12 protein-coding genes and 1 pseudogene are annotated in these 13,946 nt (G+C 58.4%); 9 read left to right on the top strand and 4 right to left on the bottom strand.

Annotated elements, in window-relative coordinates; all coding sequences use genetic code 11:
• Positions 1–302 (bottom strand): annotated as a pseudogene (locus HUJ17_RS08070) (HNH endonuclease); the annotation flags it as partial.
• A gap of 304 nt (positions 303–606) precedes the next feature.
• The gene (locus HUJ17_RS08065; protein ID WP_290510212.1) at positions 607–1,242 is read right to left on the bottom strand and encodes a DUF3047 domain-containing protein; all 636 of its coding nucleotides are present in this window, start codon (positions 1,240–1,242) and stop codon (positions 607–609) included.
• A gap of 107 nt (positions 1,243–1,349) precedes the next feature.
• On the opposite strand from HUJ17_RS08065, the gene HUJ17_RS08060 reads away from it, so the two are divergent.
• The 3 genes from HUJ17_RS08060 (at position 1,350) to HUJ17_RS08050 (ending at position 7,078) form a co-directional block, all read left to right on the top strand.
• Positions 1,350–2,942 (top strand): choline dehydrogenase, encoded by a 1,593-nt coding sequence (locus HUJ17_RS08060; RefSeq protein WP_290510211.1) that lies wholly within the window; start codon positions 1,350–1,352, stop codon positions 2,940–2,942.
• Positions 2,943–3,400: 458 nt separating this feature from the next.
• Complete coding sequence (locus tag HUJ17_RS08055) at positions 3,401–5,059, top strand: hypothetical protein (protein ID WP_290510210.1); 1,659 nt, start codon at positions 3,401–3,403, stop codon at positions 5,057–5,059.
• 360 nt (positions 5,060–5,419) lie between these two features.
• Positions 5,420–7,078: a DEAD/DEAH box helicase gene (locus tag HUJ17_RS08050; RefSeq protein WP_290510209.1), complete on the top strand. Its 1,659-nt coding sequence runs from the start codon at positions 5,420–5,422 to the stop codon at positions 7,076–7,078.
• Between the two features lie 155 nt (positions 7,079–7,233).
• Here the strand turns inward: HUJ17_RS08050 and HUJ17_RS08045 are convergent, their stop codons facing one another.
• A complete protein-coding gene (locus HUJ17_RS08045; RefSeq protein ID WP_290510208.1) occupies positions 7,234–7,449 on the bottom strand; it encodes a dodecin in 216 nt (71 codons plus the stop codon).
• A gap of 176 nt (positions 7,450–7,625) precedes the next feature.
• Here HUJ17_RS08045 and HUJ17_RS08040 point away from each other — a divergent pair, with 176 nt between their 5' ends.
• The 3 genes from HUJ17_RS08040 to HUJ17_RS08030 all read left to right on the top strand — a co-directional run bounded on the left by HUJ17_RS08040 (position 7,626) and on the right by HUJ17_RS08030 (position 9,424).
• Entirely contained in the window at positions 7,626–8,141 is a 516-nt protein-coding gene (locus HUJ17_RS08040; protein ID WP_290510207.1) for an Hsp20/alpha crystallin family protein, read from the top strand.
• 133 nt (positions 8,142–8,274) lie between these two features.
• The gene (gene bla, locus HUJ17_RS08035) at positions 8,275–9,027 is read left to right on the top strand and encodes a subclass B1 metallo-beta-lactamase (RefSeq protein WP_290510206.1); all 753 of its coding nucleotides are present in this window, start codon (positions 8,275–8,277) and stop codon (positions 9,025–9,027) included.
• Positions 8,993–9,424 carry a hypothetical protein gene (locus HUJ17_RS08030; protein WP_290510205.1) on the top strand — a complete coding sequence of 144 codons (432 nt, stop codon included), beginning with the start codon at positions 8,993–8,995 and terminating at the stop codon, positions 9,422–9,424. The genes bla and HUJ17_RS08030 overlap by 35 nt, the downstream gene beginning before the upstream one ends.
• Before the next feature lie 3 nt (positions 9,425–9,427).
• Here the strand turns inward: HUJ17_RS08030 and HUJ17_RS08025 are convergent, their stop codons facing one another.
• Positions 9,428–10,144 (bottom strand): nitroreductase, encoded by a 717-nt coding sequence (locus HUJ17_RS08025; protein ID WP_290510204.1) that lies wholly within the window; start codon positions 10,142–10,144, stop codon positions 9,428–9,430.
• A gap of 52 nt (positions 10,145–10,196) precedes the next feature.
• Here HUJ17_RS08025 and HUJ17_RS08020 point away from each other — a divergent pair, with 52 nt between their 5' ends.
• The 3 genes from HUJ17_RS08020 to HUJ17_RS08010 all read left to right on the top strand — a co-directional run bounded on the left by HUJ17_RS08020 (position 10,197) and on the right by HUJ17_RS08010 (position 13,654).
• Entirely contained in the window at positions 10,197–10,694 is a 498-nt protein-coding gene (locus HUJ17_RS08020; RefSeq protein WP_290510203.1) for a DUF1643 domain-containing protein, read from the top strand.
• 68 nt (positions 10,695–10,762) lie between these two features.
• The gene (locus tag HUJ17_RS08015) at positions 10,763–11,215 is read left to right on the top strand and encodes a DUF3429 domain-containing protein (RefSeq protein ID WP_290510202.1); all 453 of its coding nucleotides are present in this window, start codon (positions 10,763–10,765) and stop codon (positions 11,213–11,215) included.
• A gap of 111 nt (positions 11,216–11,326) precedes the next feature.
• Complete coding sequence (locus HUJ17_RS08010; protein ID WP_290510201.1) at positions 11,327–13,654, top strand: fatty acid cis/trans isomerase; 2,328 nt, start codon at positions 11,327–11,329, stop codon at positions 13,652–13,654.
• The last annotated feature ends 292 nt before the right edge of the window (positions 13,655–13,946 follow it).

The following is a 13,946-nucleotide window of genomic DNA, read 5'->3' as shown; positions in this document are numbered from 1 at the left end:
TCCGGGAAAGGTTTGCCACAGTAGAGACAAAGATGTTGGTCTCGCCGGAACAGGGCCCGGTTAGTCAACGGCGGTGCCGGGCGTTTGTGGGGGTAGGCCACGCCATCGCAAGCGATGATGGAGTGCAAAGACAGAGCTGAGCGCTCCCCAGACAGGCGACAGGTCCCCCCGCGCAAGCGATAGATTACATCCCCCAGCGTCCAGGTCACCAGCCCCCGGGCATAGAGGGTGGCTGCCATCTGCCAGTCCAGCCATTCGACAGGAGTACCAGTCTTGTCCAGACGCAGGATGCGTTCACTCATGGGCTACCTCGCGGTCATTGCAGCGCCCTTATGGCGCCCCCCCAGATCCGGCTCGACATTGCCATATCGAAGCCCGGAACAGGATCTCGTAAACCAGTGACGATTCTGCGACAGCGGGAAAAGAAGACAGAGAGGCCAACAGACTGAGTCTGGAAGGAAAACCTTTATTGCCTCTTGGATAGGGTCCACACATCGTGGTGCCTTTGCCCGGTTATCTCTGATCAAACGACCACGATCGCCTGATCACAGACACCGAATTGAACAAATAATAAACAGGGCGGTGTCGGCACCGCAACTGCCACGCTCAAGGCGTGACGCGAAATTCCGGCAGCCGGTAGCAACTGGCCACCCGTGCGCCCGTATTATCCCCGTCCGTCATGATCGCCACCGCATCTACCTCGTCCACCTCCAGATCGTGAAAGCGACGAAAATCCTCACGCACATTACGGCTGAACGACTGCCAGGTCCCGGCGCCGCCCGGCCCCTGTACCACCACCATCACCGCCTGGGAAGCAAAAGGATTGGGCCAGAACGTGCCCGGCGTCCCCTGCCGGGACCAGACATAATTGATGGCCCGGGTCTGCCAGGGCAGCCAGCCCTTCTTCACCACATAGACCCTGGCCTGGAAGTCGTCTCCCGCCTTGCTCTTCTCATCCAAATCCGGCCAGTCCGCTATCTGGTCGGCACGCCACTGCCATCGCAGATAGGGCGTGCGCGTCACATCCACAGTGTTTTCCCGAACCAGACCCGATGCCGTGCCCCATGCCCGACTTTGCCAGCAACCCTGCTCCAGGCGGTATTCGGTCCTGCCATCGAAAACCACCTCCCGCCAGCCCTCCGGCGCCGCCGAAACGGCTCTGACAGGCAACAGAGCCAAGGACAACAACAGCAGTGTTGGTATACATTGGACCAACGGGTCACAAACAGGTCTCGTTTTCATGGCCGCGTTTCCTAGAATAGACATCTTGTTTACGAACATTCACTCCTCCCGTTGAGGGAGGAGCTTTCACCGGATTCCCTGTTTCAACCAAGCTCAAGGCAGACATCATGCAGTTTGATTACATTATTGTCGGCGCCGGTTCTGCTGGCTGCGTACTTGCCAACCGTCTTTCCGAAAACCCCAACAATCGTGTCTGCCTGCTGGAAGCGGGCCCGGCAGACAATAGCCTGTTTATCCGCATTCCTGCCGGCATCATCCTGATGATGCGCTCCAACGCGCGAAACTGGCGTTATTACACCGTACCCCAGAAAGCCCTGAACAATCGCCAGATCTATATCCCCCGGGGCAAGACCCTGGGTGGCTCCTCGGCCGTGAATGCCATGTGCTACACCCGCGGTCACAAGTGGGATTATGACCACTGGGCCTCACTGGGCAACGAAGGCTGGAGCTTCGACGATGTCCTGCCGGTGTTCAAACGCTGCGAACACTATGAGCCCGGCGAGAGTGAGTTCCACGGCACTCACGGCAAGCTCAACATTGCCGACCTGCGCTTCAACCACCCGGTAAGCCGAGCCTTTGTGGAAGCTGGTATTCAAGCTGGCCACCCGGCCACCGATGACTTCAATAATGCCGTCCAGGAAGGCATGGGCATGTACAAGGTGAACCAGAAGGACGGCGAGCGTTGCGGCGTGGCCCGGGCCTATCTGCACCCGGTCATGGATCGTCCCAACCTGACCATCATGACCAACGCCCTGGTGAACCGGGTACTGTTCGATGGCAAACGTGCTATCGGCGTGGAAGTGGAACACAAGGGCCAGATCCGTACTCTGAAAGCCGACAATGAAGTGATCCTCTCCGGCGGCGCCATCAACTCCCCACAAATTCTCAAGCTTTCCGGTGTGGGCCCGGCAGCGGAGCTGGCTGAGCACAACATCCCGCTGGTGCACGACCTGCCCGGTGTGGGTGAGAACCTGCAGGACCACCCGGATGCCCTGGTGGTGCACAAGAGCCTGCGCAAGGACACCCTGAGCCTGGCGCCGGGTGCTCTGCTCACCACCGGCCTGAAAGGGATTATTGATTTCTTCTACCGTCGCAACGGTCAGCTCACCTCCAACGTGGCCGAAGCCGGGGGCTTCATCAAATCCAGCCCGGACGAAGCAATCCCCGATCTACAGTTACACCTGACCGCCGCCAAACTGGACAACCATGGCCTTAACCTGCTGTTCAGCATGGGCTACGGCTACTCAGGTCACGTCTGCATTCTGCGTCCCAAGAGCCGGGGCAACATCACCCTGCGTGATGCCAACCCACGTTCTCCGGCGCTGATCGACCCGCGCTTCCTGGAGCATCCGGATGACATGGAAGGCATGGTCCGCGGCGTCAAGGCCATGCGCAAGATCATGGCCCAGGATGCCCTCACCGACTGGCGTGGCGATGAAATCTTCCCTGGCAATGATGTGGAAAGCGACGAGGATATCCGTAACTTCCTGCGTCAGAAGTGCGACAACATCTACCACCCGGTGGGCACCTGCAAGATGGGCAACGATGACATGGCTGTGGTCGACAGTCAGTTGCGCGTGCACGGCCTGGAAGGCCTGCGCGTCATCGATGCTTCCATCATGCCCACCCTGATCGGCGGTAACACCAATGCGCCGACGGTGATGATTGCCGAGAAAGGGGCTGACGCGATTCTCGGGTAAAAATAGCTGCAAGCTTCAAGCCGCAAGCTGCAACGCGGGCAGGGTCGTGCTTATCGCATAGCGCCTTGCCCGCGTTTTTTTGTGGGCGGCTCTGTAGGTGCGTCGCTCGCGGCACGATTCGGGCATTGGTCAGGGTTGATGACGTAGGAGCACCTCTTGAGGTGCGAACCGAGCGTAGCGAGGCAACAGAGGCCAACGTCTATCCGCCGTTCTTTCTGGAGAGACCTGTCGAGCTTTGCCATTCCTGATCGCCCTGCGGTCGATTTCCTTGCTCCGCAAGGTTCGCACCTCAAGAGGTACTCCTACAGCGGCTTCGTAGAAATGACGAAGTACAAGGAACTTCCCAATCTTTCCCCATCCAACGGGCATAGCTTGTAGCGTCTCTTTTTCACTTTCCTGTCATCTTTCTTTTACACACTGCCCCTCTCGAATATCGCCTGATCCGATTGGGGGGATTTATGGTGGATGCAGTATCGTCTCCACGCGCGCAGTTGGTGGAATTGCTGTGGCAACTGAAGCAGAACTTTGACCAGGAAAATGACAGCAGCCTGCGCTTTGTGCATTTCAACACGCTGCTCAACGACCCGATCTATCGGGCCGAAGTCATCAGCCGGGCAGTCAACAGCGACAATAAAAAAATTCGCGCCCTTGGCCTGAAGCTGAAGGCCGCCAACCTCGACGGCATGTTGCTGCATAAACGCCCGGCAACCACCGGCTCTTCGCTGCCACTGACCAATCCGGACATAACCGAAACCCTGGGCGGCTCCTCCGTCGCCAGCAGTCGCCGTGCAAGATCTCAATGGATGTACGCCTGGCTCGGGCTGGCCATGGTGATGCTCGGCGTGATCGGCTACTTTTCCTATCAGCCTCTTCATCAATTGATTGCCGGCAAGCAGGTGGTCAAAGGCTCCTTGTTCGGCAATCAGACCTGGCATGCCAGCACCACCTGGATTCTTGACGGCATCGTCTATGTGGAAGCCGGTGCCAACCTGACCATCGAGCCGGGTACCCGCATTGAGGGACGCCCCGGCTCTGCTCTGGTGATTACTCGTGATGCCAACTTGTTCTCCCGGGGCCAGGAAGCCGCCCCCATCGTCTTTACCAGCAACCAACCGGAAGGCAGTCGCGCTGCCGGCGACTGGGGCGGTGTAGTCATGCTCGGTAACGCCCCGGTCAACAAATCGAACGCCCAGATAGAAGGGGTTCCCCACGGTGACGCCCGCGGGGCTTTCGGCGGGGATGACCCAGGCTCATCCTGCGGCATCATGGAATACACTCGCATAGAATTTGCCGGTTTCGAAGTTTATGCCAACAACGAACTCAACGGCCTGACCCTGGGGGGTTGCGGTGACGGCACCATCGTGCGCCATGTCCAGGCGCACCGGGCCCTGGACGACGGCATCGAAGTTTTCGGCGGTACCGTGGATCTGCAGCATATCGTTATCACCGGCGCTGGCGATGACTCCCTGGACTGGGATATGGGGTGGCGCGGTAACGTTCAGTTTCTTGCCATTCAGCAACATGGGAACACCGGGGATAATGCTTTCGAAGGTGACAATCAAGCCGGTAACCCGGATGCCTCCCCCATTTCCGCTCCGACCATGTATAACGTGACCCTGATCAGCCCCCGCAGCCATGACAAGTACCACCGGGCCATGACCCTCAAAGCAGGCACCGGCGGGCATTTCCACAACATCATTATTGACGGCTTCTCCGGTGAAACCATCGACCTGAAAGGCACGGAAACCGTGGCGCGTATCCAGCAAGGGGAACTGAGCTTTCAAAGTATGATGGTAAATCGGGTCGGTAGCCGCGGGCTGACGTTTTTCGACCCGGAAACCGGAGACAATAACGATGATGGTGATTTCGACGAACGCCGTTACTTCCAGAGCAGCGCCGTGGCCGCCCAGTTCGACACCGACCCGATGCTGACCCGGGACGCCATCAGCCCTTCTCACCCGGACTTCGCCCCCACCTCACGCTCCCCGGCCCGTAATGGCGCCAGCCCCATTCCCCAAGGGGAATTCTGGGACGAAGCCGCAAATTACCTGGGTGCAGTGCGCCCCGGCAGCGTTCAGAACTGGACCGACGGGTGGACGGCTTATCCGCTGAACTAAAAAGCAGGAGCAAGTTAAAAGTTGAAAGTTACAACGCGGGCCGGGTTCGAGCTACGGCACAGGCCGTGCCCGCGATTGCCGGTCATCATTGACTGTGTAGACAGCACCTCCCGCCAATGTTGGTCTGCCATGTCTGCGGGAACAGCACCACCATTACCGGCAATCGCGGGCAGAGCCTATGCCCGATGGCAGCCAAACCACCCCGCGTTGCAACTTTTAACTTTCAACTCGCAACTTCCCGACGCCCCTGCCCCACCTACCACATTGGCGAAAAAACGTGCAATAAGGCGGTAACGCGCGTATACTGCCGCGTCCTCGCCGACGCTCGCTCGGCCCTTCCTCCCAATTCATAGGTAACACATGTCAGATTCCCGTTCCGGGTTCGCCGATTTAGGCCTGCCCGAGGTATTGCTCGCTGCGATTGCCCGCCAGGGCTTCCAGGAGCCGTCGCCGATTCAGGCGCAAGCCATCCCGCTGTTGCTCGATGGTCACGACCTGCTGGGCCAGGCTCAAACTGGCACAGGTAAAACCGCCGCTTTCGCCCTGCCACTGCTGGCACGGCTGGATGCATCCCTGCGTCAACCACAAATGCTGATTCTTGCCCCCACTCGTGAACTCGCTATCCAGGTGGCCAAAGCCTGTGAAGAGTTTGCCCAGGGCATCAAAGGACTCAAGGTACTGCCGATTTATGGCGGCGGTGAATATCGCACGCAGCTGAAAGGCCTGCGTGACGGCGCCCAGGTGATCGTAGGCACCCCTGGACGCGTTATGGACCACATTGAACGTGGCTCCCTGAATCTGACCAACCTGCAGGCACTGGTGCTCGACGAAGCCGATGAAATGCTCCGTATGGGCTTCATCGATGACGTGAAATGGGTACTCGAGCGTACTCCGGACGACTGCCAGCTGGCCCTTTTCTCGGCCACCATGCCGCCGGTGATTCGCAAGGTTGCCGATCAGCACCTGAAAAATCCCAAGCTGGTACGCATCGACAATGGCGTCGGCGCCACCGCCGGCACCAGCATTCGTCAGCGTTACTGGCCCGTGGCCGGGCTGAACAAACTGGACGCCCTGTGCCGCATTCTGGAAGCCGAAGAGCACGATGCTGTCATCGTCTTCGTACGCACCAAGCAGGCCACCCTGGAGCTGGCCGAACAGATGAACCGCCGCAATCTGCGGGCTGAGGCCCTCAATGGCGACATTCCGCAACAGCAGCGCGAAAAAACCGTTCAGCGTCTCAAGGACAAGCGCTTCGACCTGCTTATCGCCACCGATGTGGTTGCCCGCGGCCTGGACGTGGCACGCATCACCCACGTGGTGAACTATGACATGCCCGGCGACCCGGAAGCCTATGTCCACCGTATCGGTCGTACCGGCCGTGCCGGCCGCGAAGGCGATGCGATCCTGTTCGTGTCCCGCCGTGAGCAACACGTGCTGCGTCAGATTGAGCGCACTACTCGCCAAGCCATCGAAAAGATGACCCTGCCGTCCGTAGATGATCTGAACGCCAAGCGTATTTCCCGCTTCCAGGAACAACTGACCGCAGTACTGGAAGGCAACGGCCAGGAAGAAACCCGCGCTCTGGTTAACCAGCTACGCGAGAGCATGGACGTCAGCGACAACGACATGGCCACCGCTTTGGCGATGATGATGTTCAAGCGTGAGCCTCTGATCCTGAAAGAACCAAAGATGATCAAGGAAACGCGTACTCGTCGCGAGCCCGCTCATGCAGCAGGTGGCCGTCGTGAGGATCGCGCTCCCCGCGGCAACAAGGGTAAAAGTGACAAGATCATGCGCCGCTACCGGATTCAGGTCGGCCACGATCATGGCGTCAAACCGGGCAACATCGTTGGCGCCATCGCCAACGAAGCCAAACTGCCCAGCCGCCTGATCGGCCCGATCAAGATCCACCAGGACCACAGCACCGTCGAACTGCCGGAAGACCTGTCTCCCCGCCAGCTCCACGTGATCCGCACCGCGCGGGTCTGCCAGCGCTCCCTGGACCTGGAAGCGGTATAAGTTAAAAGTGGAAAGTTGAAAGTTCCAACGCGGGCAAATTCTTTGTAACCTGCCCCTCTCCGCCCGCGCTTCAAGCCTTGAAGCGCGGGCGGAATTGTTTCTGCGGGTTCAAAATCATCCCACGTTGCAACTTGAAACTTTTAACTTGCTCCTCATCAAGACCCGGAAATCCGGAAGCCCACCTTCAAACTCACCTGATAATGCCCCACCTTGCCATCCACGATATGGCCGCGGGTTTCGGTGACTTCAAACCAGTCCATCATTTTCAGGCTTTCGCTGGCTGTGGCCAGGGCGTTATCGATGGCATCCTCGATACTGGTTTTGGATGAGCCCACCAATTCCACTTTCTTGTAAACGTGATGATCGGACATATCGCTCTCCTTTTCTGTCCTCTGTCACTTCATCTGTGACACCACCAGGCAAGGATTACAAGGGGATCCCCCTATGACATTGATCAAATATTCATCAATAAATCATTGAAAGCGATGCTCGCGTGCCTCACAAAGGAAAGTGAAAGGCAATTTCCTGTAATTTGGGAGGCAACGCGATGGATATGCATAAAATTACCCCCTGGAACTGGCTGCGTCAGGAAAGCAGCCGCGAACGTCCCCTACCCCAGCGGCAGCCCCGTCACCCCCTGCTGCGCTGGGACCGTGAGTTCGACAACTGGTTTGAGCAGATGCTGGGTGATATGGCCTGGACCACCCCGGCACCCCACGCGGAACCCAGCATTCCGTTTCGCCCTAACCTGGATATTCTTGAGCGCGACGACCATTACCTGATCACCGCCGAACTGCCCGGGGTGGAAAAGCAGGACCTGCGTATCACCCTGCATCAGGACACCTTGACCATTGCCGGCCAGAAGCAGGAGGCGCAGAGCTCCGAACGCGATGGCTATCACTACAGTGAGCGGCGTTTCGGACAGTTCCAGCGCATGCTTAATCTACCTGCGGACGCGGATGGGGAGGCCATGGAGGCGGTGTTTCACAACGGTGTGTTGTCGCTGACTATTCCCCGCCACGAAAACCACGGGCAAGCCAGCAAGACCATCGAGATTCATTAACGTGCCGTGGGGTGCACTGAGCCTAAGGCGAACTGCCCCCTACGGAAATGAGAAATTCTTTCCCGATGCCAAGCCGGTCACACGGCCGATCATAAACCGTCGTACCATGAGGCTTCCTGACCCGGAGGCCTCGATGCGTATCGTCCTTGCTCTGCTGTTACTGTCCCCCCTGTCTCTACAGGCAGATGAAATCCATCTCAGTGATGATTTACAGGTCTACCCGTTGACCGAACACACCTGGGTGCACCGCTCCTGGGAAGTGATTCAGGGGCACCGTTATCCCTCCAACGGGCTGATCATCATTGAGAACGACACCCTTACCCTGATCGACACCGCCTGGGGCGACGCGCCCACAGCGGTGTTGCTGGACTGGATGGAACAGCGGTTCGGCAAGGCACCGGATCTGGCCATCCTGACCCACTCCCACGACGATCGCATGGGCGGCGCCAGCACCCTGGCGGCACGGGGCATTCCCGCCTGGGCCCACCCGGCCACACTAACCATCGCCCGCAATGACCCCGACACTTTCTACGATGCGGACATTCCCCTGCCCCGGACCATTGAGGCTTTCACGGAGCAATCACGGATCAAGTTCGCTAATCTGGAACTCTATTACCCGGGCCCGGCGCACAGCCCTGACAACATCATTGTCTGGTATGGCCGCGATGAGGTTCTGATCGGAGGCTGCGCAGTGAAAGGGGGCTCGGCCACTGCAATCGGCTATGTGGAAGGCTCCGACGCTAACCACTGGCCCGTTGCCATGGAAAACGTGCTGACTCACTACCGTGAAGCCGGCATTGTAGTTCCCGGCCATGGAGAAATCGGCGATGCCAGTCTGCTTACCCATACCCGTGACCTGGCCCGACAGGGTCTGGCGACTCAGTAAAGCGCTGCTGCTGGGTGTTGCCGTTACCAACGCCAGCACAGCGGCGCAGGCGGACAACGACACCGTGCTGCGGTTCGACACACCGGTGCAGATCGAAGGTGAAGCCCGCTTTGACCGGGACAGCCCGCTGCAACCCAGCGCCAGCAGCTTTCGCATACGGGAAGCCAATACCCTGAGCAGTGACAATGGGGAACGCTGGGCGTTGGTCACCCTGGAAAACAGCGAAGGGGGCAAGCGCATCCTGCAGAACAACTACCTGGTGGCAGAGTTTGCCAACGGGGAACGGCGTTACCCCACCGGCCTGGAAGGCTCCTTCGCCCCTGGCGAGCAGCAGCGCAAGATGGTTTTCTTCGGTTACCACCGCTTTCCCATCCTGCGTATCTTTACCGCGCGCTGACTGCTACTTTTCCTTGATCAGCAACTCGCTGAGCGGCTGACGGTCCGGCCGGAACTGATTGATGCGGGTATCCGCCTCATAGCCCAACGACAATCCACACAGCAACTTATAGTTGTCCGGCAACTGGAAATGCTGCTCCAGTGGCGAACGCCACAGGCCTAACGCCCCCTGGGCACAGGTGCCGAGGCCCGCATCGGTGGCCGCCAGCATCAGATTCTGCAGAAAGATCCCTGCATCCAGGGCGCTGTAAACACCCAGCCCTTCATGGATGAACACAAAAATCGCCACTGGCGCGTTGAAGAACCGGAAGTTGTCGCGCATCTGTTCATGACGCGCCTGTTTATCCTGCCGACCGATATCCAGCAGCTCATAAAGCCCCCGGCCGGTGGCCACCCGGCGCGGCTGAAGATCCTCCGGGTAGTCCACCACTGGACGAAAATCCCCATCGGGAATGCCGTCCTTGCGAAACCATGCCAAGGCCTTTTTCACCATGGAAGCCTTCTGCAGCTCCGCCAGTTTGTCAAAACGCGGCGGCAACTCCTGACGCAGACTCTCCAGCACTTTCCCACGGGCGATGGCGATCTGATAGGGCTGGGTGTTGGACCAGCTCGGTGCCGTGGTGGCAAGGTTGAGCAACGCTTGCAGCTGATCATCGCTGACCGGCTGATCGGTAAACGCACGCACACTGTGGCGAGCCCGTATCACATCATTGAATTCCATTAACGTCTCCTGCTGCTGGCCATATCATGGCAGATGCCTACAATACGCAGCCATGACCAAGACCGCCCCTAACCTGCAACGTGGCGCCAATTTTTCCCGCTGCCGCCAATACCGCTATGCCCTGTGGCGGCACTGGGGGCCAGGCGATGACTTTATGCTGTTGATCGGCCTCAATCCGTCCACCGCCGACCATCGCCAGGACGACCCGACCATTCGTCGCTGCATGGGCTTCGCCCGGGACTGGGGCTACTCCGGCCTGTGCGTGGCTAACCTGTTTGCCTACCGGGCCACCTACCCGGACGACCTGTTTGCCGCTGACGACCCGGTAGGCCCGAAAAACGACCCTTGGCTGCGCAAGCTGGCTCGCCAAGCGGACCTGGTAGTGGCCGCCTGGGGCAATCATGGTCGTTTCATGGACCGGGCCAGTGCCGTGTCGACCCAATTGCCGGCCATGCACTGCATACGCCTCAATGGTTCCGGGGAACCGGCTCACCCCCTATACCTGCCCAAACATCTGACCGCCCGCCCCTGGAAGCCGGTAATCGCTTAACCTTGTCCTGACCTTCACTCAAGCGGCAAGATAATAGCTTCAACTTCTACTCGTCATGGATGACCGCCTTGGGCTCTCATACCGACAACAACATCCGTCGTGCTCGCTGGCTTGCCTATGGTGGGCTGATCCCGTTTTATGGCCTGGCGTTGCTGGCCTGGCAGGATGCCTGTCGCGAGTGGGCCTTACAGGGTGTAGCCGCTTACGCTGCCATCATCATTGCCTTCCTGGGTGCAGTACATTGGGGCAGAGCCCTGAATCAGTTTGATCGCGGCAACCAGTTTCCCACCCTGTTGTTCGGCATCATGCCGGCAGTGCTGGGTTGGTTTGCACTGCTTCTACCGCTGGAGTTTTCCCTGCCCATGCTGGCCGCCGGGCTGGTATTCGTCTGGGGTACCGAACAGATGGTCTTCACCGAAGCCTTGCCCGACTGGTATCGCCACCTTCGTCATCAACTCACCGCTGCCGCCGTAATCGCCGTGTTGATAGGCTGGGCCGCCACCATGGTACCCATGTTCTGATTTACCCTGCGAAACCCGCTTTTACAAGGTTTCCACACGCCCGACTTCACAACCGTAGCCACCCTCTTCTGGCACCGCTAGACTGATTCAAATTCACAAGGAGACAGTGAAATGATCTTGTTGCAGCGATATCTGGTTCGTTTGAATGTGCTCTGTGTGTTTTTTCTGCTTTGTTCCGTTACCGCTGCCGAACGTCCCCTCAGTTACCAGACCGATATCGAGCCCATTTTTGAAAGCAAATGTCTGGCCTGCCACGGCTGCTATGACGCCCCTTGCCAACTGAAGCTGGAAGCACCCGAAGGCCTGGACCGCGGCGCCAGCAAGGACAAGGTCTACAACGGTGCCCGCACCGAATCCGTGACCCCTACCCGCCTTTTTCAGGACGCGCTGACGACCGCGCAATGGCGGGAGAAGGATTTCTTTTCAGTCATCGACAGCACCGACGGTATGCAGTCATCACTGCTCTACAACATGCTTGCGCTGGGCAGGAAGCACCGTTTTTCCGACAATGAAAAATTACCGGATGACATCACCCTGGGGTTGCAGCGAGTCAACGCCTGCCCCAAGCCCGAGGAGTTTACCGACTACGCCGACAAACATCCCATGGGCGGCATGCCCCTGGCCGTTACCGGGCTCACCGACCAGGAATTCACCACGGTCAGCCAATGGCTGAAACAAGGCGCCCCTTTGTCCTACCAGACCTTCGATCTGTCAGAAGACGAACAACGACAGATCCAGGACTGGGAAAAAATGCTCAACCAGCCAGACAAGCGCCATCAACTGGTGGCCCGCTGGCTCTACGAACATCTGTTCCTGGCCCATCTGTATTTCGGCAATGGCAGCGATAGCAAGCCGGATCACTTCTTCAAGCTGTACCGTTCCAGCACCCCTCCAGGCGAGCCGGTGAAGCCCGTCGACAGCGTGCGCCCCAATGACTTGCCCCCCGAGCATTTCTGGTATCGGCTGGCACCGGTGCGCGGCAGCCTGGTCCACAAGACCCACATCACCTTTGCCCTTAATGATAAAAAACTGGCCCGCACTCGCGAACAGTTCTTTGCCGGCGAATGGGAAGTGGAAAAGCTTCCCGGCTACAGCTACGATCAACGCGCCAATCCCTTTCAAACCTTTGCGGATATTCCCGCACGAGCCCGATACCAGTTCATGCTGGATGAGGCAGAATACTTTGTCCGCACCTTTATTCGCGGACCGGTCTGCCGGGGCCAGGTAGCCACCGATGTGATACGCGACCACTTCTGGGCGGTGTTCCAGGATCCGGATCACGACCTCTACATTACCGACGCCAATTACCGCGCCAAAGTCAGTGGCCTGCTTGGCCTTCCCGGCCAGGAAGACGATTTGCTGTCACTGGGCCCCCAGTGGCTCAAGTACAGCGGCAATCGCAATGAATACCTGAACGCGCGACATCAAGCCTATGGGGAAAAGGACCCACAGGGACCCACCTGGAAAAGCCTCTGGGACGGCGATGGAAAAAACCACAATGCCCTGTTGACCATCTTCCGTCACCACGATAATGCCTCGGTGCGAAAAGGCCTGATCGGCGACCTGCCATTGACCACCTGGATAATGGATTATCCCTTGTTCGAGCGTAGTTATTACAACCTGGTGGTGAACTTCAATGTGTTTGGTTCTGTATCTCATCAGGCCCAGACTCGTCTCTATTTCGATCTGATTCGCAACGGCGCAGAGCAGAATACCCTGCGCTACTTCCCCAAAGAGCTTCGCAAGCCAGTGGTGGACAACTGGTACCAGAACACCGGCAAACTGCGCCTGTATGTGAGTTATGCATCGGTGGATACCACACACCCCACCGGCATCGCGTATCAGACCAATACCCCTGTCAACGAATTCAACGACGGCTTACTGAAACGCTTTGCCGCGATCAACGCCCGCCCGGATCCAATCAACCGTTGTGATGGGGAAGACTGTCATCGCAATGGCATTGCTGCCTGGTTAAAAGAGCCGGAAACCACCCTGGTCAGTATTGCCTCTACCCTGGCGCAAGATCTTAAAGCCGTGAACTTCATGCCGGAGGTCACCATGCTGCGGGTGGAAAATGGAAACGGCGAGCGGGAAATCTATACCCTGATTCGCAATCGGGCCCACACCAATGTGGCCTTCATGCTGGGAGAGTCCCTGCGCTACCAGCCGACCCTGGATACCCTGACGATCTACCCCGGCGTACTGGCCAGCTACCCCAACTTCATGTTCAACGTGCAAGCGGATGAGGTGGATAACTTTGTCGCCGCCATGCGGGCTGTGGAAAAGGAAAAGGATTTCACCGCACTCACTGGCCGCTTCGGCATCCGCCGTACCCATCCACAGTTCTGGACCTACTTCCACGACCTGACCCGTTATCTGGAAGAACACGAGCCTACCGAGGCCGGAGTTCTGGATATGAATCGTTACGAGAATCTTTAAAAGCAGCTACAAGCTTCAAGCGACAAGCTGCAACGCGGGTTGGGCCGTGCTAATCGGATGATGCCCTGCCCGCGCTCAACGGTACGACCTGGGCTGTAGGAGCGTCGCTCGCGTCGCGATTTGGCCACCAGTGCAGCCACCCTCCCCCCGTTGGAGCCATGCTCGCATGGCGAATAGGATTGGGGTGACACCGGATCGGAATGGTTTGGGTAGACCTGTCGAGCTCTGAGATTCCTGATCGCCCTCCGGTCGATTTCCGCGCAAGCGCGGTTCGCCATGCAAGCATAGCTCC

This window comes from Alcanivorax sp. (assembly GCF_014762765.1).
GTDB lineage: Bacteria > Pseudomonadota > Gammaproteobacteria > Pseudomonadales > Alcanivoracaceae > Alcanivorax.
The sequence above is the reverse complement of the archived record's forward strand: the minus strand, read 5'-3'. Positions and strand labels throughout refer to the sequence as shown.

What these genes read in the sequence shown, in the direction of transcription:
- bla (WP_290510206.1), top strand. Translation starts at nt 8,275, where the DNA reads ATGCGTATCGTCCTTGCTCTGCTGTTACTGTCCCCCCTGTCTCTACAG.
- HUJ17_RS08025 (WP_290510204.1), bottom strand. Translation starts at nt 10,144, where the DNA reads ATGGAATTCAATGATGTGATACGGGCTCGCCACAGTGTGCGTGCGTTT.
- HUJ17_RS08050 (WP_290510209.1), top strand. Translation starts at nt 5,420, where the DNA reads ATGTCAGATTCCCGTTCCGGGTTCGCCGATTTAGGCCTGCCCGAGGTA.
- HUJ17_RS08065 (WP_290510212.1), bottom strand. Translation starts at nt 1,242, where the DNA reads ATGAAAACGAGACCTGTTTGTGACCCGTTGGTCCAATGTATACCAACA.
- HUJ17_RS08045 (WP_290510208.1), bottom strand. Translation starts at nt 7,449, where the DNA reads ATGTCCGATCATCACGTTTACAAGAAAGTGGAATTGGTGGGCTCATCC.
- HUJ17_RS08010 (WP_290510201.1), top strand. Translation starts at nt 11,327, where the DNA reads ATGATCTTGTTGCAGCGATATCTGGTTCGTTTGAATGTGCTCTGTGTG.
- HUJ17_RS08060 (WP_290510211.1), top strand. Translation starts at nt 1,350, where the DNA reads ATGCAGTTTGATTACATTATTGTCGGCGCCGGTTCTGCTGGCTGCGTA.
- HUJ17_RS08040 (WP_290510207.1), top strand. Translation starts at nt 7,626, where the DNA reads ATGGATATGCATAAAATTACCCCCTGGAACTGGCTGCGTCAGGAAAGC.
- HUJ17_RS08020 (WP_290510203.1), top strand. Translation starts at nt 10,197, where the DNA reads ATGACCAAGACCGCCCCTAACCTGCAACGTGGCGCCAATTTTTCCCGC.
- HUJ17_RS08055 (WP_290510210.1), top strand. Translation starts at nt 3,401, where the DNA reads ATGGTGGATGCAGTATCGTCTCCACGCGCGCAGTTGGTGGAATTGCTG.